The 25,610-nt window shown below is 43.3% G+C and carries 20 protein-coding genes; 5 read left to right on the top strand and 15 right to left on the bottom strand.

Going from position 1 to position 25,610, the window contains the following annotated elements; genetic code table 11:
* Positions 1 to 38: 38 nt before the first annotated feature.
* A complete protein-coding gene (locus NYE72_RS05945) occupies positions 39 to 752 on the bottom strand; it encodes a metal-dependent hydrolase (RefSeq protein ID WP_038569151.1) in 714 nt (237 codons plus the stop codon).
* Positions 753 to 980: 228 nt separating this feature from the next.
* Here NYE72_RS05945 and NYE72_RS05940 point away from each other — a divergent pair, with 228 nt between their 5' ends.
* Both NYE72_RS05940 and NYE72_RS05935 read left to right on the top strand, forming a co-directional pair.
* Positions 981 to 1,928, top strand: coding sequence for a DMT family transporter (locus NYE72_RS05940; protein ID WP_339211484.1), 948 nt, complete (start codon positions 981 to 983; stop codon positions 1,926 to 1,928).
* Between the two features lie 12 nt (positions 1,929 to 1,940).
* Positions 1,941 to 2,744 (top strand): Cof-type HAD-IIB family hydrolase, encoded by an 804-nt coding sequence (locus NYE72_RS05935; protein WP_038569149.1) that lies wholly within the window; start codon positions 1,941 to 1,943, stop codon positions 2,742 to 2,744.
* Between the two features lie 71 nt (positions 2,745 to 2,815).
* Here NYE72_RS05935 and NYE72_RS05930 read toward each other — a convergent pair whose 3' ends face one another.
* The 7 genes from NYE72_RS05930 to cysT all read right to left on the bottom strand — a co-directional run bounded on the left by NYE72_RS05930 (position 2,816) and on the right by cysT (position 10,497).
* Complete coding sequence (locus NYE72_RS05930) at positions 2,816 to 4,600, bottom strand: ABC transporter ATP-binding protein (RefSeq protein ID WP_052096828.1); 1,785 nt, start codon at positions 4,598 to 4,600, stop codon at positions 2,816 to 2,818.
* A 17-nt stretch (positions 4,601 to 4,617) separates the two neighbouring features.
* Complete coding sequence (locus NYE72_RS05925) at positions 4,618 to 5,199, bottom strand: GNAT family N-acetyltransferase (protein ID WP_076099031.1); 582 nt, start codon at positions 5,197 to 5,199, stop codon at positions 4,618 to 4,620.
* Between the two features lie 313 nt (positions 5,200 to 5,512).
* Positions 5,513 to 6,298, bottom strand: a complete 786-nt coding sequence (locus tag NYE72_RS05920; protein WP_076099032.1) for an MBL fold metallo-hydrolase — start codon at positions 6,296 to 6,298, stop codon at positions 5,513 to 5,515.
* A 139-nt stretch (positions 6,299 to 6,437) separates the two neighbouring features.
* The gene (locus tag NYE72_RS05915) at positions 6,438 to 7,505 is read right to left on the bottom strand and encodes a sulfate ABC transporter substrate-binding protein (protein ID WP_076099033.1); all 1,068 of its coding nucleotides are present in this window, start codon (positions 7,503 to 7,505) and stop codon (positions 6,438 to 6,440) included.
* Between the two features lie 316 nt (positions 7,506 to 7,821).
* On the bottom strand, positions 7,822 to 8,886 hold the full coding sequence (gene cysA, locus NYE72_RS05910; protein ID WP_076104838.1) for a sulfate ABC transporter ATP-binding protein: 1,065 nt from the start codon (positions 8,884 to 8,886) through the stop codon (positions 7,822 to 7,824).
* A 1-nt stretch (position 8,887) separates the two neighbouring features.
* Positions 8,888 to 9,685: a sulfate ABC transporter permease subunit gene (locus tag NYE72_RS05905; protein WP_036681745.1), complete on the bottom strand. Its 798-nt coding sequence runs from the start codon at positions 9,683 to 9,685 to the stop codon at positions 8,888 to 8,890.
* Positions 9,682 to 10,497 (bottom strand): sulfate ABC transporter permease subunit CysT, encoded by an 816-nt coding sequence (gene cysT, locus NYE72_RS05900; protein ID WP_038569140.1) that lies wholly within the window; start codon positions 10,495 to 10,497, stop codon positions 9,682 to 9,684. The genes NYE72_RS05905 and cysT overlap by 4 nt, the downstream gene beginning before the upstream one ends.
* A gap of 208 nt (positions 10,498 to 10,705) precedes the next feature.
* Here cysT and NYE72_RS05895 point away from each other — a divergent pair, with 208 nt between their 5' ends.
* Entirely contained in the window at positions 10,706 to 11,107 is a 402-nt protein-coding gene (locus NYE72_RS05895; RefSeq protein WP_339211479.1) for a secondary thiamine-phosphate synthase enzyme YjbQ, read from the top strand.
* A gap of 146 nt (positions 11,108 to 11,253) precedes the next feature.
* On the opposite strand, the gene NYE72_RS05890 is transcribed toward NYE72_RS05895, so the two are convergent.
* The 3 genes from NYE72_RS05890 to NYE72_RS05880 all read right to left on the bottom strand — a co-directional run bounded on the left by NYE72_RS05890 (position 11,254) and on the right by NYE72_RS05880 (position 13,973).
* Positions 11,254 to 11,835: a TetR/AcrR family transcriptional regulator gene (locus NYE72_RS05890; protein ID WP_036681739.1), complete on the bottom strand. Its 582-nt coding sequence runs from the start codon at positions 11,833 to 11,835 to the stop codon at positions 11,254 to 11,256.
* A 3-nt stretch (positions 11,836 to 11,838) separates the two neighbouring features.
* Positions 11,839 to 12,471, bottom strand: a complete 633-nt coding sequence (locus tag NYE72_RS05885; protein ID WP_076104841.1) for a YigZ family protein — start codon at positions 12,469 to 12,471, stop codon at positions 11,839 to 11,841.
* Positions 12,472 to 12,617: 146 nt separating this feature from the next.
* Complete coding sequence (locus tag NYE72_RS05880) at positions 12,618 to 13,973, bottom strand: glucose-6-phosphate isomerase (protein WP_036681734.1); 1,356 nt, start codon at positions 13,971 to 13,973, stop codon at positions 12,618 to 12,620.
* A 235-nt stretch (positions 13,974 to 14,208) separates the two neighbouring features.
* Here NYE72_RS05880 and NYE72_RS05875 point away from each other — a divergent pair, with 235 nt between their 5' ends.
* Positions 14,209 to 15,111, top strand: a complete 903-nt coding sequence (locus NYE72_RS05875) for an NAD(P)-dependent oxidoreductase (protein WP_076215746.1) — start codon at positions 14,209 to 14,211, stop codon at positions 15,109 to 15,111.
* 1,011 nt (positions 15,112 to 16,122) lie between these two features.
* Here the strand turns inward: NYE72_RS05875 and NYE72_RS05870 are convergent.
* Together NYE72_RS05870 and tkt are read right to left on the bottom strand one after the other, a co-directional pair.
* Positions 16,123 to 16,440, bottom strand: a complete 318-nt coding sequence (locus tag NYE72_RS05870; RefSeq protein WP_036681729.1) for a pyrimidine/purine nucleoside phosphorylase — start codon at positions 16,438 to 16,440, stop codon at positions 16,123 to 16,125.
* Positions 16,441 to 16,473: 33 nt separating this feature from the next.
* Positions 16,474 to 18,516, bottom strand: a complete 2,043-nt coding sequence (gene tkt, locus NYE72_RS05865) for a transketolase (RefSeq protein WP_036681727.1) — start codon at positions 18,514 to 18,516, stop codon at positions 16,474 to 16,476.
* A gap of 303 nt (positions 18,517 to 18,819) precedes the next feature.
* Here tkt and NYE72_RS05860 point away from each other — a divergent pair, with 303 nt between their 5' ends.
* The gene (locus tag NYE72_RS05860) at positions 18,820 to 19,452 is read left to right on the top strand and encodes a hypothetical protein (RefSeq protein ID WP_036681725.1); all 633 of its coding nucleotides are present in this window, start codon (positions 18,820 to 18,822) and stop codon (positions 19,450 to 19,452) included.
* Positions 19,453 to 19,539: 87 nt separating this feature from the next.
* Here NYE72_RS05860 and NYE72_RS05855 read toward each other — a convergent pair whose 3' ends face one another.
* Together NYE72_RS05855 and NYE72_RS05850 are read right to left on the bottom strand one after the other, a co-directional pair.
* Positions 19,540 to 23,334, bottom strand: coding sequence for a hypothetical protein (locus NYE72_RS05855; RefSeq protein ID WP_339211476.1), 3,795 nt, complete (start codon positions 23,332 to 23,334; stop codon positions 19,540 to 19,542).
* Positions 23,335 to 23,346: 12 nt separating this feature from the next.
* Entirely contained in the window at positions 23,347 to 25,605 is a 2,259-nt protein-coding gene (locus tag NYE72_RS05850; RefSeq protein WP_339211473.1) for a PKD domain-containing protein, read from the bottom strand.
* Positions 25,606 to 25,610: the final 5 nt, after the last annotated feature.

Here is a 25,610-nt window from a genome sequence, read left to right as displayed (position 1 = left end):
CTAGCGGTAATTCATTATGTGCTTCATATCCGTAAATCTCAAGGAGAAAGTATAAATACATATACAACTAGGGCGAGTGTGAGCAGGATAAAAACATTCTCTACAGCTCCACCTTTTTTCGTGCCTGTACTCATTAGCTTTAGACGCAGCTTAAATGGAATGGGCGGCAGGGGCGTAATTCCCCTTTGGGTGAGAGAGTCGGCCAATAGATGAAGCGCATAAGACATGCCGCCTGCTATCCATAGACTGCCACCATCCTGTATACCCGATGAAGCAAAATACAATAAAGTGCTCCAGCCTGCAACAGCATATAAGGTATGAGTCAATCCACGATGCGGGACAAGTGATGTAACTACGAGTATACAAGCTACTATGTAGTTCCAAGGATCATACGCCCCTCCGTATGCAAATACCGCAGTAGCGATTAGTACCATCACCAGATGCCGCAGCTTTCTTCCCGGCAGGAAAGTTACACTCCCCACAAGTAGGGCCAGTACAATATTCCACGGGCTTTCAACGATTCCTGCAAAATAAAGATAAATCGCTGCTCCTATCAAAGCAACCTGTAGTATCCTGAGCAGAAAGTCAGGAATCGCCTTGCGTACCAGTAACGAATTCGGTTCATCAATGTCTGGCAGGAGCGAACTTAATGCCGCGACGGCAATAACCGGGATTGTAATCTCATGGGCCATCAAACTCATAACAGATAGGGTAACCCCGGTGCTGATAATTAAATGGGATCTGCCCATCATAGTGAAACCGCTCCTTTCTAAGATGCAAAAACAAGAACAAATGTGCGGTTATCGAAGTATATCAAGACCCGGATTTTTTGTCTACATAAAACGCTGAAATCGCTTAGTATATAAGCCTTTACGCGATTTCTATCTTGTCCTCTCCATGAATATACGATACAATTTGGACAACTTGACCTTGTCGTCTACATAGAGGCGACAGCTGCTGAAGAAAGGATGACCTAAGTAGTGAAGCGTTCCCGTATAGCCGATTTTAGCCTGCTATTAGTGGCGATGATGTGGGGATGTACCTTTCTGATTGTACAAAATGCTGTCAAGGTGCTGCCACCGCTCGCGTTTAATAGCATCCGCTTTATGGGCGCTGCCCTGTTGCTGGCTCTAATCACAGTTATTTCTTACCGCAAGGATTGGAAACAGCTAAGTTTCCGCATGGTACGCGATTCTCTGCTGCTTGGCCTTTTTTTGTTTATGGGCTATGGCTTTCAGACTATGGGACTTCTATATACAACAACCTCTAATACCGGCTTTATTACCGGGCTATCAGTTGTCCTAGTACCCTTTCTGTCTCTAGCCTTATTGAAGCATGCGATTTCACGATACACTTGGTTCAGTGCGGCACTCGCCGCAATCGGGCTTTATCTGTTGACCTTCACGGGCTCTGCATTATCCTTGAATAAAGGCGATGCCTTGATTCTTCTGTGTGCCATAGCTTTTGCGTTACAGGTAGCCTATACTGGCGTTTATGCACCTCATTATCCGGCGTTGCCGCTAGCTACTCTGCAGCTTGCTTTCGTTGGGCTGTTCAGTATTGCTGCCTCGCTTATTTTTGAAGGGGCAACACCGCTCGCCCACAGCGGGGAGCTGATTAAGGACCCAGATGTGCTTTGGGCTCTGCTGATCTCCATCGGGCCAACCAGCGCTTTTGCCTTCTGGATTCAAACCGCCTGTCAGAAATATACTACCCCATCACGGGTAGCCATTATTTATGCCACAGAACCGGTATTTGCCGTTCTGACGGGTTTAGCCTTTGGCGGGGAAACACTCGGGTTGTCCGCTCTGCTCGGTTGTGGTTGTATTCTGGGGGCTATGCTTATGGCAGAGCTGAGCCCGGAACCGGGTCAGAATCAACATAAGAAGAGTTATTTTTCCAAATTACATCTATTTAGAAAGAGATAAGGAGAGAGACAAATGTACAAATTGATCGCGATTGATATTGATGACACTCTGATTAATGATGACAAGGAAGTAACACCCGCTACCCAAACTGCGCTTGAAGAGGCTGTTGCCGCAGGTGTTGTTGTAACCCTTGCTACAGGCCGTGCTTACGCTTCCGCTCAAGCCATTGCCCGTCAAACTGGACTAAACGTACCTATCATTACTTACCAGGGTGCACTCGTTAAGAACTTGCTCGATGAAAAAGTACTGTATGAGCGTTACGTCCCGCAAGATGCAGTCCGCAAGCTGTTCACTTACTGCGTGGAGCATAATCTGCATCTGCAAACTTACATTGACGACAAGCTATATGCCCGTGAAGACAACCAAAAGATCAAAGACTATACGGACTTGAATAAAACGCAATATTTTATTGAGCCTGACTGGGAAAAGCTTGTCCCGCAAAAAACACCAAAAATGCTAATTATCGATGATCCTGATTTCTTGGATGAACTGGCTCCAATCCTGCATGAATTGCTTGGTGATTCCGTGCATATTACCAAATCCAAACCACACTTCCTGGAAATCATGCATCATGAAGGAACCAAGGGCATTGCACTTGAATTCCTAGCCAAACATTACGGCTGTGAGCTTTCCGAGACTATCGCTGTAGGTGATTCTTGGAACGACCATGAGATGCTGGAAGCTGCCGGACTTGGCGTCGCTATGGAGAATGCTATTCCTGCTCTGAAAGAAATTGCTGATTTTGTGACCTTAAGCAACAATGACGATGGCGTGAAATATGCGATTGATAAATTCATTCTTAATAAAGTGAACTAAACTTCCTTAAGCAAAAGGGTGCAGCAACGCCATATTTTATGACGTTGCTGCACCCTTTTTTATTCCAACACTCAAACACCTGTAGAAGCTAATTCCACTTTCTCGGGTCCCATTCCACTCTCTTCTTCCTGCTCTAGCTGAGAATAATACAAATCATTATATCTTCCTTCAGCAGCAAGCAGTACATCATGCGTTCCACTCTCCACAATTTCACCATTCTCCATCACGAGAATGATATCAGCGTTCTGAATCGTAGATAAACGGTGCGCGATAACGAGTGTAGTTTTGTCTCCCATTAGTTTACGAATGGCCTGCTGCACCAGTTTTTCTGATTCATTGTCAAGTGCAGCAGTAGCTTCATCCAACAGCAGAATAGGAGCGTTTCTCAGAATTGCTCTTGCAATGGAAAGCCGCTGACGTTGTCCCCCGGACAGTCGTGAGCCTTCCTCACCAATATCAGTATCCAGTCCCTCAGGCAATTCCATTACAAAATCATAGGCATTCGCTTTTCGCAAAGCTTCCAGAATTTCTTGCTCATCCGCCTCTGGATTTCCATTCCGGATATTATCACGAATGCTTCCCGTATAAAGACCTGCCTCTTGCGGCACATAGGAAAAATAACTTCTAAGCTTAGCCAGACTCATCTCGTTGATCCGCTGCCCATTGATTATTACTTCGCCTTCATCGGGTTCATACAATCCCAGCAATAGTTTGAAAAGCGTAGATTTACCTCCACCACTCGGTCCCACAACCGCCATCTGTGTTCCTTTTTGAAGCTCTAAGCTGATCTTGTTTATACTTTGTCTCTCTGCTCCCGGATACGAGAAAGAGATCGACGACATAACCATACTCTCAAATTCTGGTTGCTTTGTCTCCACTTCTGGAAGGGTCTCAACCTCCACCGGGCTATCCAACACCTCAAAGATCCGTCCCGCCGCCCCAAGTGATTGCTGCATCGAATTGATCAGTCCCGGCAATGACGAGAACGGCATCACTAAATAATTCATGAGCTGGATGAAAGCAATCATCGCACCGACCTCAAGTGATCCTTTTGCCACAAAATAACCAGCCACGACCAGCGCCAGAAGAAACGTAAAGTTTCCCAAAAAAGAGGAGAATGAGCCAGTAGCTCCCTCAATTCTTCCCCGTTTTAATTCTTCAGAAGTAATATTCTCACTATGCTCCTGATATTGCTTCATTAGTCTGCGTTCAATGCTAAAGGATTTAAACACCATACTACTGCCTAGAATGTCATGTAAAAAGGAAGTAATCTTACTCATATTAGTCTGAATCTTCACACTGTTCTCACGCATCGCTGAACCGAAGATTTTTCCCGTAAGGAACATCAAAGGCCCCATTGCAAAACAGATCAATGCCAGTAACCAGTTAATATAGAGCAAATAACCAAAAGCCGCGAGGGCTAGTAAAGGGTTACGGATTAGATCAATCATTACCTCGCCTGCAGCATTACCAACAGATTGATTATCATTAGTAAAGCGGGACAATAAATCCCCAGAATGATTACGGTCAAAATAAGACTGAGGAAGAGCTAAGGCATGCCGCATCATATCCAACCGCAGCTCATTTCTGATCTTGGCAGAGATTTTATTTTTGAAATATCGATCGATGAAACCGTTAATTGCACTCACTAATAAGTAGATTAATCCGAAAATAACCAGCCCTTTAAAAGCTTTCACATCGAGTCTAACCGCAGCATCCGTAATTACTGAGAGCAGCCAAGCAATCGTTAAATCCAGAACAATCCCAAATAAAGTCGTAAATAATAAAATCGTATATAAGAGCTTGTGCCTTAACATATATGTACTTAATCTTGAAAATACGCCTTTCTGCTTCAAAGAACCAGCCCTCTCACTTAAAATTCTATACCTCTAACCTTAGCGAACACCTTACTGTCATGCCATTCCCCATCATGCCCAAGACTCGTACTGCGCAGGATCCCCTCCAGTGTAAAACCCGCACGTTCGGCTACCGCGGCACTTTTGATATTTCGTGCACTACAAAAGATTTCGAGACGATTCGCCCCTAATTCCCGTATGGCAAAATTGGTGATTCCATTTACGGCTTCTGTCATATATCCTTTGCCTGCACAGGCGCTCCGGATCCAATAACCAATCTCAAAATTGCGGAGTTCCCAGTTTAGATGATGCAGGCTAATGCAGCCGATAAAACCCTCCGTATCCCTTCTAAAAATACGCATATGTAGCTTATCCCTTTTTAGAAACTCCAGTCTGCCTTCTCTAGTAACTTTCTCTGATTCTTCTAATGTGGGTATTACTTGAGCAAAAGCCATCCAAGGTCTCAATTCATCTATACTTTCACGGATAGCCTCATTCATGCTAACTCCATCTCCCCATAAAGGGGCACGAATGAGCAGCCTCTCTGTTTCAAAACTCTCGGGAAAATCAAGCAGGATTGGATCCTTGGAGTCAGCCACTTCGTACTCCTCCTTTGGCGATGATAATTATTCTAAATATGTAAAAATAATACGATATGCTTTTTGATTATATAGTATATATCGGGATCTGAATACTGAATGCAATAGAAATCACAAAAGGAACATCAACAGGCTGAAGTTGCCCGAATGATGTCCCTTTTTGATTTAGTGAATATCTCAACTAAAGCGGACCACTCCATTTATTGGCTTGAAGAGTTCATTAAACATATTCAACAAGGCGGAATTTAACAGGTTTAAATAGGATCATGAAAACTTCCTTCCAGCAAAAGGGAGTTTTCTTTTTATCTAAATTTCAGCTGATCTCCGAAGATCCTAAGGGTATTCTCATCCCCGTCTCGGCCAGCGTAACATTTTCCGGTAAAATATATGATTTTCTCATATCCACATCATGCGACATATGGGTATAGATTGCCTTTTGAGGCTTCACAGTTTGCAGCAGCTCCGCTGCTTCCGTCATATCGTACACAGAACGAGTCGATAACTCCGCTGCTTCGTAATAGAAGCTTGTACCTAATACCAGCAAGTCAGCTCCATGCATCAGGCGTGTCTCTTCAGCTCCAAGAGAAATGGAATCTGGACAATACACCCATACATAGCCCTCCTTCTCCAGACGAAAAGCATACGAGTATCCATTCTTGCCATGGTTCACTTTCCAGGTATCTATTGTCCAGCCGTCTAGCTCTATACCTTCATCACAAGGAATCATCTCGATCTGATTGCGCAGCCACGGGTATTGCCGCTCAATAATCGGAATCACTTCCGCTGGTGCATAGAGCTGGCCCTTATATCCCATCCAACGGCAAGAATCCGCCCATTCCGGCAGCCCACCAATATGATCAAAATGAGCGTGTGTCACCAGCAGTCTGCGCATATTCCGTACTCCCTGCGCCTCCATCTGACGCCGCCAGTCAGGCCCACAATCGATCACTAAAAAGTCACTGCCATTATCTATAAGTACAGAAGAGCGCAGGCGAATATTTTCACCCTGTTCCCTTGCCTCTGTACAGGTCTCACAGCTGCAATATACCCGAGGAACCCCCATGGCATCCCCTGTACCCAAAAACACCAACGTATCCATCTGTTATCTCTCCTTCAGGTTCTCTTCAACGAAGTAATAAATCAAAATTACCCTCTCTCTATCTTAAAGAGACCCACCAAAAAAAGCCATCCCCACCACAGAAGAACTGCTGGGATGACTCTTTTGTTATACCTCTACCTTATATTCCGGCAAGTACCTGATACCAAATTCCACGCTTGGAATAAAGTGAACTTCGCACCTCATCCCAGCCTCCTAAATAGTTAATATCAAAGAGGCCCGCCGGATCAGGGTAATCGCTTTTGTGCTCAGTATAGACTTGTTTATCCACGGGACGAAAGCCATATTTTGCAAAGATCTCTTGTGCCTGTGGGGTTATCAAAAAATCAACCAGTGCTTCTGATGCTATGCGTGTCCCATGCTCATCCGCATATTTCTCTATAACAGCCGCCGGATTCTCAATCAGAATTGTATTTTTAGGAATAATGACTTCGTATTTGACTCCCTGAGCAATCCGCGCCAGCAGTTCATTCTCATAGGTGACAATTACATCCCCCACTCCATACTCGAAGGCTGCCATAGAAGCGCGGCCACTCTTATCCAGAGACTCTACATTGGCATGGATGCTTTCCAAAAAAGCTTTGGCTGCTGCTGGATCCTTTGCCCCCTCCTGCTCCTCTGACAGCTTCAGACCAGCCCCATAGATCGCGTTGATATCCCATTGCGCACCACCAGAGGTCTTCGGGTTTGGATATAACACCTTAATCCCCGGCTTGGCTAAGTCCGCAAAATCGCGAATGCCTTTGGGATTTCCCTCGCGGGTACCAAGAGCAACTACTGAACGTGTCACCATACCTTGTTCACCCTGCTCTTTCCATGTTGACGCTACGAGTCCAGCCTTAACTAGCTTCTCGACATCACCTTCCATGGCTAGCAGCGTCACATCCGCTTCAAATCCACCTACAATCGCTCGTGCCTGTGTCCCTGAAGCCTCATAAGACTCCTGAAAACTAATATCCTGACCCGTATCCGCTTTCCACTTCGCAGCAAATAACGGCAAAATATCCTGCATTGCATCCTTAGCCACACTGTATGCGCCAATTACCAGCGTAACATCCCCTTGCTTCGAAGGCTCTGCCATCGTCGTAACTGCCTTCACATTCCCGCAACCGACTGCTGTCAGCGTGAGTATGGCCAGCATTAGGGCAGCAAAACATCCGTGCAGTTGTCTGCTCCTTTTGACATTCATTGCGGCCCACATCCTTCGAGGTAATGATTTTTAATATTTCCTTGAAAGTAGCTCTATGGCTGAAACTTAAAATTCAAGTAACCAACGTTTGGTCTTTGCCGTAATTACGTGGAATGTTTGGACTTTCGGCCGCTGTTGTTCCCAGATTTATTGATTTTATAATCTCAGCGGATTAAATCCGGAAACAAAGGCGGTCACTCCGCTCCTACAGTTCCAAACTTCCACTTCATTACTTCTTACCTTCACATCAGTTCCTCTAATCCTAGCTCATCACATTCGCTACTATCAAAAAAATTGAAAATCATTTTATTTATTTTTAAATAAAAATCGGCATTGGATCTTCTTTCAGGTTGTTCTCCTGGATCCAGCTGCGCTCATCATTAAATAAATAAGCCCGATGTACCAGTACTGAAATTTCCTGACCCGGCTGCAAGGTTTCTTTCTCCAACGAACGGTAGGTGACCAGCTTGTGGCCATTTACTTCAACCTCAACGAGCCATTCGCTTCCGCGGAAATGCAGATGTTTCACAACACCTTTTTCCGTGGCAGAAGCCATCTTGAACTCATGCAGGTTACCCACTTCAATATATTCAGGACGAATCAGTGCTTTGGTAGGCTTGCCGTCCCCCGCACCTGTAAAGCCTTTAACCTCAGAAGCGTTCTCAATCAGCGTAGATTCACCGATAAATGTTGCCACGAACGGTGTTTTAGGCTCCTTGTAAATATCCCACGGGGTACCCTTTTGTTCCAAGCGTCCTTGATTAATAATCATGATTTCATCCGCTACTTCAATCGCTTCATCTTGGTCATGGGTTACGAAAATAGAGGTGATACCTACACGTTCAATCAGTTCACGCAGCCAAGCGCGCAGCTCCTGGCGGATCTTCGCATCAATAGCGGCAAAAGGTTCATCTAAAAGCAGCAGCTGTGGTTCAGGCGCAAGCGCACGTGCAAAAGCCACACGCTGACGTTGTCCCCCTGATAGCTGATGCGGATAACGTTTCTCGAACCCTTTTAACCCTGTAAGCTCCACAAGTTCCATAACACGATCGCGGATGGCTGTTTTGTTAGCCTTTTTAACCTTTAGACCAAAAGCGATATTATCAAATACAGTCATATGTTTGAAGAGTGCATAGTTCTGGAAGACGAAGCCGATCCCACGTTCTTGAGGAGGAAGATTGTTCACCGTTTGACCATGAAAAATAATCTCTCCGGTATCCGGTGACTCCAGTCCCGCCAGCATACGTAGAATTGAGGTTTTCCCGCCTCCACTTGGGCCGAGCAATCCAATCAGGTGACCTTTTGTAATGGTGAAATTGACGTCCTTGACCGCATGAAAATCTCCAAAATGCTTGTTTAACCCCCGCACTTCTACATGCATATTACTGCACTTCCTTTCTTCTCTTGGTCCATTCCATCAACAGCAGCAGACCTGCGGAAAATGCAGCCAGAACTAGCGCTATTCCTCCAGCAGCCGTTACATTAAAATTCTCAACATCCTGATAGACTAAAGTTGTCGCCGTCTGGGTTTTATTCATAATGTTCCCCGAGACCACGAGCACCGCACCGAACTCTCCAAGTGAACGTGCCACCGTAAGAATGACACCATACACAACCGCCCAACGAATCGAAGGCCAAGTTACCTTCCAAAAAATAGTCCAGCTACGAGCGCCCAATGTCGAAGCCGCTTCCTCCTGCTGTGAACCAATCTCCTGAAGCACCGGCATCACCTCGCGCACCATTAAAGGAAAGGTAACAAATAAAGTGGCAATGATCATTCCGGGAATCGCATAAACGATCTTTAGTCCAATCCCCTCAAAAATCGCCCCCAAGGTACTATCGGGACCCAGCAACAGGACAATCATCAATCCTCCAATTACAGGGGATACTGCGTAAGGCAAATCTACAATACTGTTCAATAATCCTTTTAGACGCTTGCCGATCCAGTTCGCCCGAACAAGATACAGAGCCATCATAATACCGAACAATGTATTTAATAACGTAACTACTATCACAACAAGCCCAGTCATCATTAGCGCATGCAGCGCTTCGGGCCTAGTCAGAGCATTCCAGAAACCACCAAATCCTTCACTAAAAGCACCCATAGCCATTTTTCCTAATGGAGCAGCAATCAGCAAAAAAAACACTAAATAAGTAAGAGCAATCCATAGTTTTCTCATGAGCGTCTCCCCCGCATCTGCAGCATATTAATCAGCCAAAGAATGAGAAAGGATAAGGTCAAGAGAATAACAGAAACCGCAGCGGCGGAGACCGGATTATCACTTTCAACTTCACCAAAAATAAAAACAGAAGATACAAGCGTACGGCCCGGAATATTACCTGCGACGAGTACCACTGCACCAAATTCCGCAAGTGCCCTTGAAAATGCGAGCATCCCACCACTGATCATCCCAGGCGCCATAGATGGAAGAATAACTTGCCAGAATACCCTTGCTCCCTTGGCACCCATTGTATATGCTGCTTCCTCTTCGGATGGATCCAACTCCTCCAGCAAGGGCTGAACCGCTCGAATCACGAATGGAAACGTCACGAACACCATAGCAATTACGATAGCCGGTTGATGAAAAACAATTTCAAATCCAAGTGCCTCAGCTGCTTTGCCGATAAGGCTCCCTGGTCCAAGCAGCAGTAGAATCATCAAACCTCCGACAGCTGTTGGCAGTGCAAAAGGTAAATCGACCAGACTGTTTAGCAGCGCTTTACCAGCAAATTGATAACGAATAAGGACCCAAGCAATCATAGTTCCTAACAAGACATTAATTAAAGTAGCGATAATCGCCAGCTTTAAGGTTAACAGCACCGACTTCCAAGCAATTGGGTCGCTGACGCTTTCCACAAAATTGCCAAAACCAAGAGAAAAAGAGTTGTAATAGACCCCGAGTATGGGCAACACGATCAATACTACAAAATAGAGCAAAATTGTAGTTCGGAAACCCCAAGTCCAGCCTTTGTGTCTAAGCAGCGAATTCAATGATTTTTGCCCTCCCACCTCCGGATAACCGGTCGGTATACTAACCAAAATCCTCATTAATTATTCCTATTTATATACTTGGTTTTATATTATTACTACTTTACCAAATCCTTCTCACCGCCGTCAATTACTTTCAAGTGAATTTGGGTTAAAATATATGTATCAAAGGTACACTAAAAAATGGCACCTCACAGGAAGGGGAATGATTATGTTGCATACTATGGAGATCACTACTACAAAGCGGGATGAATTGCGTGATATTACTCGGGAAGTCATTTCTTATGTAAAAAAAAGTGGAATTCAAGACGGATTAATTGTAGTTTATTGTCCTCACACCACTGCTGGTATTGCTATTAATGAAAATGCGGATCCTGATGTGAAGCATGATGTTCTGATGCGTCTGGATGAGGTCTACCCTTGGGAGCATCCGAAGTATCGGCATGCGGAAGGCAATACTGCCTCTCATCTTAAATCTATTACTACCGGGCCTTCCCAGACCCTGATCATCCACGAAGGTGAATTAATTCTCGGTCGTTGGCAAGGTATTTATTTCTGTGAGTTCGATGGACCTAGACGCCGGCAATGTTTCTTAAAAATAGTAGAGGGATAATAAACATACAAATGGCCGCTTCCGTTATCGCTACGGAGCGGCCATTTAGACTATAACTAGAGTCTAGTAATACTTTCATCAAGCAGAGAAGCAGTGTTATACCAATGCACAGCTTTAAAGTGAAGATCTATAAAAAAAACAGCATGTTAAAGGCTGCGACATAAAACCTTTATATGAGCTAACGCTGCCTCTTTCACATCGTCAAACGATACTTTATCCTGGATATAATAAGAAATAAATCCGTGTGCAGACAAGAACATTGTTAACGGCACATTCTGCCAGTCCTCAGACACATATCCCTCTTCCTTCATATGACGGCGTACAATACTTGAGAATAAATCAAAACATCGTCCCTGTTCTGCTCTACAATAAGCTAGCAATTCCTCATCGCGAATCATGAACATAATTTCATATTGATAGGGATGATCTATTCCAAATCTAATAAATTCCATAATCAGCTGTTCTACCCTTGTCATTCCTTCTTCAGGCGGTTTATTCATTACTTGGCTGAGTAAAGCAGCCACATGATTAAAATCCTCTACAACAATAGCGTAGAACAACTCCGCCTTTTCCTTGAAATGATAATAGAGAGAGCCGTGGCTATATCCCAAATGCTGACCAATACTTCGCATTGAAATTGCCCGATACCCTTTGGTTATAAATAGATGCCTAGCGGCCTCTAGAATCCTTTCCCTCGACAACTCCTGCTCCACTGCTCTCCTTGCCATATACTAATCCCCTTCGCTGTAGTAAATCCGCCGCCCTTCTGTTATCAGGGCTTGCCCTTGGGTTAGATCTGTTATCCATGCCATAAAAGTCTCACCCTCATCATTTCGCGGCAAACATAACAACGTTACTTTGTCGGTGAACAAAGTCTCGCCAGTCTGAATCCCTCTTCCTCGAAGTTCGTTCTCAACCTTGCCCAGCCAAGTGTACTCGATCTCTACGAATACCTCTCGTCTCAGTACACGGGTGATTACTTCTCCTGCTTCAAGCGCAAGCACTGCTCCATCCGTATAAGCTCTAATCAGCCCACCGGCACCCAGCATAATGCCTCCGAAATAACGGGTAACTACGATTGCGACATTTTTAACTCCCTGATTGCGGATTACTTCCAAAATCGGTTTGCCGGCTGTACCACTCGGCTCCCCGTCGTCCGATTGCCTCTGGATTTCGTCTCTCTCCCCAATCACATAAGCAGAACAGTTATGCGTTGCGTTCCAATGTTTCTTCTTGATGTCCTCGATAAACAACAAAGCTTCTTCTTCATTCTCCACTGGCATAACATGACCAATGAAGCGAGATTTGCGGATCACAACTTCCTTTGAGCCGGAAGAGCGGACCGTTCGATAGTGTTCTAACATAATTATTCCAGTCCTTATTTACATATGATGTCTTCATATAATGTCAGGAGCAGTCCCGGTATTGGATTACCTATGGACTGCTCCTGGTGACTTACATTAGTATGAATGTTCTGTGATAACTAGCTATTGTAAAACCTACTGCAATACTATTCAGTAAGTCTTGCTTCTAGCTCTGCTTTTTCTTTTTCGTAACCTGGTTTGCCAAGCAATGCGAACATGTTTTTCTTGTATGCTTCTACGCCTGGTTGGTCAAATGGGTTAACACCGAGCAAGTATCCGCTGATACCGCAGGCTTTTTCAAAGAAGTACACCAAATATCCAAAGGTGTATGGTGTTTGATCAGGAATAGTAACGATAAGGTTAGGTACTTGACCATCTGTATGTGCAAGCATTGTACCTTGGAAAGCTTTCTTATTCACGAAATCCATAGTCTTACCTGTTAAGAAGTTCAAGCCGTCCAGATCATCCGGATCATTCTCAATCGTAACATGATGAGCTACTTGATCTACTTGGATAACCGTTTCAAAAATGTTGCGGTTACCTTCTTGGATAAATTGACCCATGGAGTGTAGATCTGTGGAGAAATCAACGGAAGAAGGATAAATTCCTTTGAAGTCCTTACCTTCACTTTCGCCAAACAATTGTTTCCACCACTCAGATACAAAGTGTAAGGAAGGCTCATAGTTGACGAGGATTTCAGTTGTTTTACCTTTACGGTATAAAGCGTTACGAACTGCAGCATATTGATAAGCTTGGTTAGTAGCTACATCTGGATTGTTGAACTCATCCGCAGCGGCAGCAGCACCTTGCATCATTTCTTCAATGTTAATGCCAGCTACAGCAATCGGCAGCAAGCCTACAGGTGTCAATACGGAGTAACGTCCGCCTACATCGTCTGGAATGATGAAGGATTCATAACCTTCTTCAGTTGCCAATTTCTTAAGGGCACCTTTTTCCTTGTCTGTAGTAGCGTAAATGCGTTTACGAGCTTCTTCCTTGCCGTATTTCTTCTCCAGAGCAGCGCGGAAAATGCGGAAAGCAATCGCTGGCTCAGTAGTAGTTCCAGATTTGGAGATTACGTTCACGGAGAAGTCTTTACCTTCTACTAGATCAAGCAGATGCGTGATGTATGTAGAGCTAATGTTATTACCAGCGAAATAAACTTCTGGAGTTTTGCGTTTATCTTTAGAAAGGTTATTGTAGAAAGAATGCGATAACGCCTCAATAGCTGCGCGTGCTCCCAGATAAGAACCTCCGATACCAATTACAATCAGTACCTCGGAATCGCTTTGGATCTTCTTAGCAGCTTGTTGAATGCGAGCAAATTCTTCCTTATCATATGCTGTCGGCAGATCGATCCATCCAAGGTAGTCAGAACCTACACCAGTTTTGTTATGCAACTGTTCGTGTGCTAGCTTAACTGGGGCGGCAAGGTTGTCGATTTCTTGTTGGTTAAAAAACGAAAGAGCTTTTGTGTAGTCAAAATTAATCTTCTTAGACATCGGTAATGGTAACCTCCTGTTTTATCTCTTTAAATTTAAAACCGTTTGTTACAACTTTATAATTAGGATACTTTAATTTGCCTTGACTGGCAAGGTCTTAGGGCACATAGAGGGCATTAGAACCAAGTTTTTCAAAGTTCCTTGGAAGCGTTTCCTGTATCAAAAGACATAGGTGTGCTGTGGTGCTGGACAAAGTGCCGTGATAGAATAAAGAAAACGGAAGGTGGCTATATAAATGAAACAAATCGGTTTTATCGGACTCGGAACAATGGGTGCGCCTATGGCCTCCAATTTACTACGTGGCGGCTTTCAGGTTACGGTATACAACCGTACGGCAGCCAAATGTAAACCTCTTGAAGCAGAAGGTGCCCAGACTGCTCTCACGCCCCGCGAAGCGGCTGAGGGTAAGGATGTTATTATTACCATGATCAGCAATGATGATTCAGTTCGTGAAGTGTTTTATGGTCAAGATGGTATTCTTGATGCTGTGAAGCCTGGTGGACTAATTATTGATTCCAGCACAATTTCACCAGGACTAGTTCGTGAAATTGCCGCTGCTGTAGAAGCTCGCGGTGGACATTTCCTAGACGCGCCAGTAACTGGAAGCAAACCAGCAGCGATTGAAGGAACCTTAGTGTTCATGGTCGGCGGTAGTGCTGAGGTCATAGAACAACATCGTGATATCTTTGATACTTTGGGTAAGAAGCTGCTACATATGGGTGATAACGGCAGCGGCGCTGTGGCCAAGCTGGCTCACAATGCTATGGTAGGTATTCATAATGTTGCCCTAGCCGAAGGGTTCGCCATTGCCGTTAAATCAGGCGTACCAGCAGACAAGTTCCTGGAACTGGTACAACTTGGTTCTGCGGGCAGCAAACAAGCTGAGCTTAAAGGCCGTAAAATCATAGAAGATGATTTCAGCAATCAATTCTCCCTCGCTCTAATGCTTAAGGATTTGAAGCTTGCCTCTGCCCACAGCGATTCAACAGGCGTTCCTTCTCCTATGCTGGGCTTGGCTAAAAGCATGTTCCAAGCTGGATTCACCCAAGGTTATGGTGAAGAAGATCTCTCTGCCGTAGTGAAATGTTACGAAGAGTGGATCGGCCAAAAGATGGGTGCAAATGTATCCGATAAATAAATTCAAGAACTCAATACCTCCTTCATAAGAACATTTACGACCGCCCCGCACATGATATTGCGATACGGTCTTTTCTTTATGGAGAATTCCATTGTTAAATCAAATATACGAACGTTTGTTTGTATATTTATAATACCAAATTAACAGTTGTAGTGCAAGAAAATATTGGTTGCTGTAGAGTTACTCGGGACGTTGTGGCGGTGTTGGTGGGATAGTTACTAAGAAGGTCGCGAAGTACTGGTTAGTCGCAAAAAGTTACTGAATTAGTGGTGAAATGCTGGTTAGTTACTGGTTAGGCTAGTTAGTCGCTGGCTATCGGACTCCATAGTCGTTATTGGCATAAAAAGCGCCAATTATGGGCCTATTTCCATGGAATAGTTGCACTGGTGTCCGAAAACTTGCTCAAAAGACTATAAATTTGCTAATAGCGTCATCTGGGTCCTTAGCGGTAGGATTGGTGTCGACCCGGTGCTACATTGGTGTTGATCTAGTGTTAACGTCATCTGGGTCCGTACGCGGTGGGTTGGCGCTAACCGGGTGCCTAAAGTTGGTGATGACACAGCGCTATCGGACTCAGCTGACCTTATTCGCAGTATAATCTCACATTTGGCATGCTATCGGACTCCATAGTCGTTATTGGCATAAAAAATGCCAATTATGAGGCTGTTTCTATGGAATAGCTGCACTGGAGTCCGAAAGCTTGCTCCAAAGGCTACAAATTTGCTAATAGCGTCATCTGGGTCCTTAAGTGGTAGGAATGGTGCTGACTCAGTGCTAATTTAGTGATTATCCGATTCAGCTCTAACGTCATTTGAGTCCTTAAGCTCCAAAAGAGAATGGTGAATACATAATTGAACATCAAGCAATCACCAGCCACAACAAAAAGCAGCGATCCTCCAATAACGGGAGAACCGCTGCTTTGCTGACTTCTACGATTTTTAAAGTGTATCCGGGTCGTCTCACTCAATGAAAAAAGCTACTTATAGGACAGCCCTTAGAAAAGTCTGTTTTCTATAGAACCGGGTAAGAACAGCAATAATCAGTTACTTCAAATACTTCCAACGCAAATTTAGAGTTGCCAGGAACATTGAACGTTGACGCTCCCTTAATCTCCTGCCATACCTCAGTGCCGGGAAGCAGCACTTTAAGATCGCCGGACAGAATCTCCATAATTTCAGGACCATCAGTACCAAATTCATACACACCCGGCAACATGATGCCCAGTGTCACCTTAGATCCATCTTGCAAAATTACCGTACGGCTGGTTACTTGTCCGCCATAATATACATTGGCTGCTTTTTCGATCGTTGCGTTGTTAAACTGACTCATTACTTGTTCTCCCCCTAATGATTATTCAGTTAATTACAGAAGTGCTTTCACACGGCTAACTACGTTCTCTACAGTAAAGCCGTATTCTTTCATAACTCTATCGCCAGGGGCGGAAGCTCCGAAAGTAGTGATGCCTAGGATATCGCCTTGGTCACCAGTGTAACGTTCCCAGCCGAAGGTTTGTGCCATTTCGATAGCAAGACGAGCTTTGACTCCTGGAAGAATTACGGAATCGCGATATTCTTTGTCTTGTTTTTCGAACAGATCCCAGCTTGGCAAGCTGATTACACGAACATCGATGCCTTCTTCTGCCAAAGCAGCTTGCGCTTTAACTGCCAACTGTACTTCAGAACCAGTTGCGATAAGTTGTGCTTGTGGAGTGCCATTTTTGGAATCAGAGACAACATAACCACCACGTTTGATATTTTCACGAACGCCATCTACGGTTCCAGCAAGAATTGGCAAGTTTTGACGGGTCAGAACCAAAGCAACCGGATTCTCTTTGTTTTCCATAGCATAAGCCCATGCTGCAGAAGTTTCGTTAGCATCAGCCGGACGAATAACAGTTAGACCTGGGATGATACGCAAGGAAGCCAATTGTTCGATTGGTTCATGCGTAGGACCATCTTCACCAACTGCAATACTGTCATGTGTCAGTACATAGGTTACTGGCAATTTCATGATCGATGCCAAACGAATTGCTGGACGCAGGTAGTCTGTGAATACGAAGAATGTTCCTCCGAATACTTTAAGACCAGTGTGCAGAGCAATACCGTTCATTGCAGCAGCCATACCAAACTCACGTACGCCGAAATAAATGTTGCGGCCATCATAAGATTCTGGTGTGAAAGATGTCAAACCATTCAAATGCGTCATAGTGGAGCTTTCCAAGTCAGCGGAACCACCCACTAGCTGAGGAACGCCAGCAGTCAGACCGTTAAGCGCACTACCGGAAGCGACACGAGTCGATACTGCTTTATCTTCAGTAGTGTAAGTTGGAAGGTTAGCATCCCAGCCTTCTGGAAGATCGCCATTGATTACTGTTTCGAATTGTGCAGCCAGCTCTGGATATGCTTTTTTGTAAGCTGCAAATTTATCGTCCCAAGCTTTGTTAGCTGCGATTCCGTTTTTCTTCACTTCTGCAAAATGTGCACGAACTTCGTCAGGCACATAGAAATCTTCTTCGTATACCCATTTGTAGAAATCTTTGGTCAGCTTAGCTTCTTCTGCTCCAAGTGGGGAACCGTGAGTACCGCCATGGCCGCCTTTACCTTGTTTGTTAGGGCTACCATAACCAATAACTGTTTTCACTTCGATCAAAGTCGGTTTGCTAGTCTCAGCTTGCGCCTCAGCAATAGCTTTTTCAATAGCCGGAAGGTCATTTCCGTCTTCTACACGCAGAACTTGCCAACCATAAGCATCAAAACGTTGAGCTACATTTTCGGAGAAAGAAAGATTCAATTTACCATCAAGGGAAATATCATTTGAATCATACAATACAACCAATTTTCCGAGTTTCAAATGACCAGCAAGAGAAGCGGACTCAGAAGAGATCCCTTCCATAAGGTCACCATCACCACAAATAGCATAAGTATAGTGGTCAACTACGTTATGTCCTTCTTTGTTGTAGGTTGCGCCCAATTGAGCTTCGGCCATAGCCATACCAACGGCCATACCAATACCTTGTCCAAGCGGACCTGTAGTTGCATCAACACCAGCTGTGTGACCAACTTCCGGGTGACCAGGAGTCAAGCTACCCCATTGACGGAATTGTTTCAATTCTTCCATAGGAAGATCATAGCCGCTAAGGTGCAGCAAGCTGTACAGAAGCATGGAACCATGTCCAGCGGACAATACAAAACGATCGCGGTTTACCCATGTTGGATGATCAGGGTTATGATTCATTGTTTTTGCAAACAGTTGGTAGCCCATTGGTGCAGAACCCATTGGCATACCTGGATGGCCGGAATTCGCTTTTTCGATAGCATCAATAGCCAACGTACGAATTGTTGTGATAGACAGGTTATCTACTGTTGAGTTTTCTTCCTTCTGGATCGCTTGTTCTTGTTCACTCATTTAATAGTTCCTCCTCTGAAATCTCAAGAATGTCATTTTGACTCTTATTGTATCACTAGTGTGGAAGCAATTCCAATTGTTTTTAAAAACTCTTTGTTTGACAGCTTATGTTTTGCAATATCTACGCATTTATATACGCAAAAGTAACTATGTCATGAGACGGGTTTTTACTTAGCCTATGGTCTAGTTTTCTATTGCGACTAAAGTTTGTTTTACAATGCTCGAATATAAAGTAAGATGGAGTTACTCAAGTAAAATTTTCATTCATTATCCAATATCTCCAAGTGGAAAGGAATTCTGAACATGACTTCGAAAAAGGATGTTTATATTGTGCTTACCGGTACAGGTACAGCCTTCAGTGGTTTCATTAAGTGGTTTACAAAAGCTGATCTGAACCATGCTTCGATCGCCTTTGATAGTGAACTACGTGAGGTGTACAGCTTCGGAAGAAAAAAAATGCACAATCCATTCGTCGCGGGTCTGATTCAAGAAAATTTCATTCACCCTTTTTATAGCAGCGCAAATTGCTCTATTTATCAGTTACGTGTTAGTGCCACGGAATACGATGCCATGTACAATCATGTCCAAGGGATGATGAAAAATCAGGAACGTTATAAATACCATCTTTTAGGCCTGATCGGCGTACTTCTAAATGTTAAAATAGATCGAGAGAACGCTTATTTCTGCTCTCATTTTGTTGCTTCCTTATTTGAAAATACCGCAGTTCAGCCTGTGAATAAGCCTTCCTGCTTTGTTACCCCGGAGGATTTCGCTCTTTCACTCTGTTCCCATAAAATATTCAGCGGCAAGTTATCCTATTATGTGCGTAGAGCTCAAAGAGCCTCGGCACGTTCGACGAATATACCTTTACATACACCTTCTGTTGCGACAAGAATGATGAGAATGAATGAAGAACGGACTGAAGGAGTTATATAAGTTGTTGCTCGTAAAAAAGGGCTATACGGATCGTATTTCCGCGTAGCCCTTTTTAGATGGAAAAAGGATAAAGTCGTAGATGTATCATTACTTCACACGATGGTTCCGAAAATATTCGGACCAATCGCCAGCGATCACAACAGTAACTGTATCTATTTTGGTATTGTACTCATTCTTAGCTGTGAAGGTAAATTTCACTGGACCATCGGGAAGTTTCACAAATGCTGGATCATATAATTCGCCTGTCCACAAGGTTTTGTCACTGTTCGTTGGATTTAGTTGCGTAAAATAACCTCCCGTCATCGTTACCTCAACAGTATCAGGTAGACCGGTTGCTATCCCTTGCAATATAAATCGCTCACCTGCCCAAAACACATTGTAGCCTCTTGGACTCTCCTCATTACCGCTCTTGTTCAAATTGTAGCCTTTACGGTTGTTATTCCATTCCTCTGTGTGCTGGACCCTACCTTTAATATTCAGCAGATTAACCATGAAATATTTACGCGCTGAGATATTACTCCAGTTATAACCATCAAAAGCTTCCACTTCCACGGCATATTTTTCGTTCTCAACCAATATTCCCGCGGGCACTTGCCACTGTTTGGCACTTGAATTTTGTTCGCCAGATTGAACCTTAACCATCCCTGTCGCCAAGTTGATAATTTGTACCTTATACCGCTGTTGTTCATCTCCATCCTCATCTTGATAATCCCACTTGATGATTGGTGTAAGCGTACTTGCGATCATAGGCTTACTTGAGTCAGTACTTGTTGGGTACGTTATCGTTACGGTCGGTTTACGGTTGGCTACGGTGATAATCAGAGATAGCTCTCGATACAGTCCTAGAGAATCCGTAACGGTCTGTTTCAAGGTAAAGACGCCATTTGAGGTGAATTTCTTCGTAAATTCAGCTTGAGTACTAGCCAATCCTTCCGTCCCGTTAGATGATTTCAAATCATACTTATGGCTGATCGTATCTCCTTTTGGAAGGTCTGGATCCGTCGCTTTGCTCTTGATATTAAGAAGATCCGTCCGATAAATCGGCTCTTTGGCAGCATCTCTACCTGTATCCGTGATTAATGTGAATCCAGGCTGCGGCGGATTGTCGATGATAAACGTTTTTTCGTTAGATATTTCTGACCAGGATAACTTGGAATAAGCCCGCCCATATACAGTGAAGTATTCAAATCGATTGAATGTATGGTTAGGGAGTTGATATTGCCGCAGCTGACCTGTGGTGTCAAGGTTCTCAACTGTCCTAACTAAGAGTCCGTCTTTTGAAAAAAATTCTAAACGGTACTTCTCCTGCCGATCACTCTCTGGATCTGTATAATTCCATTTAATTAATGGATCTCCTTGTATTTCGGCATCTATTACGGATGGATTGGTTCCGGTTCCCGACGGGGTTATCAATGTCATCGAGGGCGCTAGATTCTTAGTAACATTCACCTTCAACGTAGCTATATTAGACTTATCACCGATCTGATCGATAACCCAGTGTTCCAATGTATAGATACCGGACTCAGGAAAATTAACATCAATATTAGGAGTTCGAAACCATTGCGTAATGCCATCACTATCTGTTACTTTCCAGAAGTATTGCAGACTAGCGAGATCTGAGGGATCTCCATCCTCATCAAAAGATGTATATTGTCGGGTATCATATTGGAATACTGCCGATGGACCATTAATAGCAGCTGTTGGAACATGATTTTTAACAGTAAATACACGTGTTGCATTGCAACTTAAAGCTCCAATACTTGAGGGATTAGGTACGTCTGTTGCTTTAAGGCGCATTTCCCATCCTTCTGATATAGCCTGTTGCGGTGAAATTCCGTTTCCAGCAATAAGATCTCGTATCGTCAAAGATTGGTTGCGGTTGCTGCCAGCATAATAATAAGGACTATTGTTGAGTTTGGCGTACCATAAATAAGCAAGCGAATCTCCATCTTCATCAGGATCTGGTGTTAGATTATCCATTGTAATTACAGTATCTCGATATACTTCAGCTGGCATGTTAAATGCTGCTGCAGGTGGGTGATTAATCACCTGGACATTTTGGCGATACCAATCTGACCATAAACCTCGGTTGTCATGCACTTGTAAACTAATTTGATAATTACCGATTCCAAAAGCTGCGATATTAGGTGGCGTTGTAGCTCCACCCCAATGCTCCCAAACTTTGTTCCAACCATCTTTGATAACCGTCCAGTAATACATATCTAATGGATCATTATCCGGATCAAACGATTTGTCTGTTATGGTAGTAGCTTTGCGATAGGAAACAATATTAGGATCAACAGTAAATAGCGCTACGGGAGGTAGATTACCTGCAGCCCCCACCGTCCTTACACACCAGTCGCTCCAGACCCCTAACCCATTTTCGCCATCGACATCACGTACTCTAAGGCGTATGTCATATTGTCCAGAACTCGGTAATTGAGCTGGCGGTTGACCATCTGTCCATATTTCAGAATCAGTTTTTTTATACTGCCATTGCCAAGCTATAAGTCCCTTATTAACAGCCATGATGTGGTCCAAATCGTAGGAACTATCTGTTAGCTGAAGAGATCCCCACGCCAGTTTGGCAGCAAACAATGCAATGGGCTTCCGATGAACATGATAGGTCATTGAGGATAAATTATCTCGACTCCATAAACGATAGTTATCGAATCGGTCATCGTTTTTAGGATTATCTCGTGCTTGAAAGGTTGCGTTATAGAGTCCGCTATATGGAAAGGAGGTATACCTTTCTGAACGCCATAACCCACTATCCGAAATGATACCCATCGAATTATCGAAGAAATACGGGTTATGATCGTATCTATAGCGTTCTTGATATTTAAAATCTCCTTCATAGTCCTTGTATGTGGTTGATATGTCTATAGGAGTGTTGATCAATATAAAGGATTTATTCCTAAGCCTATAGGATACATTAACGACCAACGATTTCTCATCCTTATAATTATAAGGATCCACAACCTTGATAATGATATTGTGCTGTCCAGGAGGAATTCCGTCTGCCAAAACATCTATTGGGATGGAAAACCATTTATTATTTAATGCCTGTTGGATATTGACTTGTTTATAGAACACATTAGGGATTTCAGCACTAACGACTAGATCATTATTGTCCACATCTCGAACATATCCCTCGATGTTCATACCACTGAATCCTGGCTCATTCAGTAGCTGCTGCTCGCTTGGTGTAGTCACTGTGAGCGTAGGTGCTGAATTTATTATTAGAGGTATGTTATCCCAATCATAATATACGTTGTTATGCCAACCATTCATCCATTCGTTAGGTTGGTGTTGCGCATCACTTGCTCTTAGTGCGACTTTAAGAGCTTTTGGAATTCCATACTTCGTTGGATAAGCATAACTTTCATAAAAAGCGGTCGTATTTCTGTCAAGGTTAAACTGAAGACTATCCGAACTTTTCACAGGTGGCATTTCTTCAATTCTCCATGAGGCATCAGTAGCATAATCAGTATTACCACTTCCATCTGTCCTGTACATATAACTGTAAATATTAAGAAATCTAGTACGCTGCGTATCATAGTACCAATTAATATCCCCTGATGTTAAAACTACAGGCGCATCAGGTACATAATCGTAGCGCAGTATTCTTGTTGTTAGATTAAAAGTAATATTGGTTAGGGTCATAGCAGGCATATTCAAATTCAAAGATCCTATATTCCCCATAGCAGGCTCCCAAGGAGTTGTTTTATTAAATCCTTCAAGACGAATATCCATAAAATTGACGATATTTGGGTCACCTGCCGCCTCTACCTTAACACTCCCCGAATAAAATTCAGGGAATGAAAGAAGTAGTAATACAAGGGCCATAAACGTTGAAATTGTTTTTTTTAATTTCCGCATCTCTAATCCTCTCTACCATGACCAATCGACATCAGGTGCTTGATTTTTAACCGTAAAGATTCGTTCGATTACATTTTGTGTAGCTTCCGAATCTATGGATTGCCGATCAGCCTGCGTCACAAACTCAGCAATAGTCGGCTGACCAAACTCTTCAAATACAGTTAGTCTTACTTCGTATTTTCCGACTTCCTTTACCTTGAGATTCAAACGATCTAAATTCTCATTGCTAAAAATAGCCCATGGCTCACCTGTAAAACTACCGTTGTTATCTGAATCGTAGCGGTATTCCCAAAGCCTACTAACCACAATATCTTGATCTGGAGAGTAAGACATATCATCTATTGATATGGTCGCTTGATTACCATCTGAAGGATTACGATACGCAGTTCCAGCCATCGTAAAGTACGCAAAAGGTTTCTGGTCTGGTGCTATATCAAAAGTTGTTTCGTTTCTCGCAGTTAGCCCTAATGTATTCTCCACAAAAATGGTTGCTTTATATTTCCCTGGCTTCTTGAATAGCACATCTTTGCTATATACTCCGTTCAGGGATCCGCTATATTTAATATCAGAATTCGTTCCACCTGATACGGCTGTGATGGTGATTTTAGTCTTAGCATCTACTAACGGATAGTGAGTCGGGCTACTAACGTAACTTTGTATGATAACCTTTCGATTTTGCTTTAATGTACCATCTACCCTGATAGATGCATCTGGTTTTGGCTCGATGACATTGATCTCAGTGCTAGTACTTCCAGTCATTTTGTCATCGTCTATTACAGTCAAAGCAAGTGTTTGTTCCCCCAAATGGTCTTTATCATACCAAAGCGTTCCCCTTGGCAAAGTGCTCAATTCTCCCTTAGCATTAGGCGTATCCCAAAAGTAATCCGTAATATAACCATCAGGGTCATACGACCCTGCTGCACTGGCTACAAACTCTTGTCCTGCTTTTACAGTTTTGGGTGCATTTATAAGAGCTACTGGAGGTTTTAACTCTCTCGGTAGTTCTGGCGGTGATGTAGGACCTGGAAACCCTCCTCCCGGAGGATCTGAGGTTGTATACACTCCTGCTTTGACTGTAAAAGATTCTTTTAACGAGTCGAACTTACTTCTTTTGGTCACGACTTCATTCTTAAATCTCACTACTATACTTAGTTCGTACTCTTGACTGTAGTTACTTTTACCTGCCACTTTCTCCTTTGGAATTTCAAATTTGAAAGTTTCGTTTGCCGTTAGGGTTTTGGTATACACCTTTTTTGTCTGGAGTGAACTGTCATTCCCTTTTTCTTTGGCATAAAAAATCCATTCTGAAATGTTCGAAGTATCTTTATAGGATACGAGTTCGCCCTTCAAAGCGATTTTAACTGGCACGTTCTTATTATCAAACTTAATTGGGTTTGGATTAGGTTGTTCTATAATTGCGGAACCTGTGAGTGTAGCTTCATCTGGGAGACCGTATTCAAAGCTGACTGTTCCCCCGTAGCTGTAGGTGGTTACTTTGGCGTCAGCTGTGTAATAATACTCCGTAAATGCCATATATCTTCGTCCTTCTGCTTTTCCAGTTAAACCTGTGTTATCTTCAGGATCCCAAGGAACTCCCGCAGGAATCGTATAATTCAAAATAATTCTTCCATTTTTAAATTTTGGATCTTGAGCATAAGAAGATTTCTTAAATATTTGAGGTTTAATAGTAGACTGAATAACGTCATGTGTATCGATGACCTCAGTTTTCGATCCGTTGTACCATTTTAGGTATTCTTTATCTTGATAAGGTCCTGCGGTTACTACTGATGTTGGTGGATTTCTTGAAGGATAGCCATCCGTTGCAGCTTTATCATCTGTCACCATACTATCTTTTTTTTCATCATACTGATTTATTTGCCATCTTCTTCCGTCTGAGTATAACCAAATCGAATTGTAGATTTGAGTATAATAACGTTCTTCAAAAGAGCCTCTATAACCCTGGACTTCCTTTATATATTTTTGATTTGCAACCCCTTTTAATGTAATCTTAATTTTTCCGTTCTCAAGAGAGAGGTTGTTTTTTTCGTTAGATCCACTATATTTTAAAGTATTTGTCTTAACTGATGAGCTAGATACGCCATTAGGAAGTTCCAAATAAAAGTCTTTCGCAGCATTATTTGATCCTTGTAAACCTGTAGTAATAGGGACAGCAACCGAGGTCAATTTTGTCTCGGCTGCTTCTACTGAAATGGTTGTCATTAACGAATTGATTAGCATAATGCATAGACATGAGATGATTATTTTTTTCATTCCTA

The organism is Paenibacillus sp. FSL L8-0333 (assembly GCF_037965665.1).
GTDB classification, from domain to species: Bacteria; Bacillota; Bacilli; order Paenibacillales; family Paenibacillaceae; genus Paenibacillus_AQ; species Paenibacillus_AQ odorifer.
This window is presented reverse-complemented; position numbering and strand designations above follow the sequence as displayed.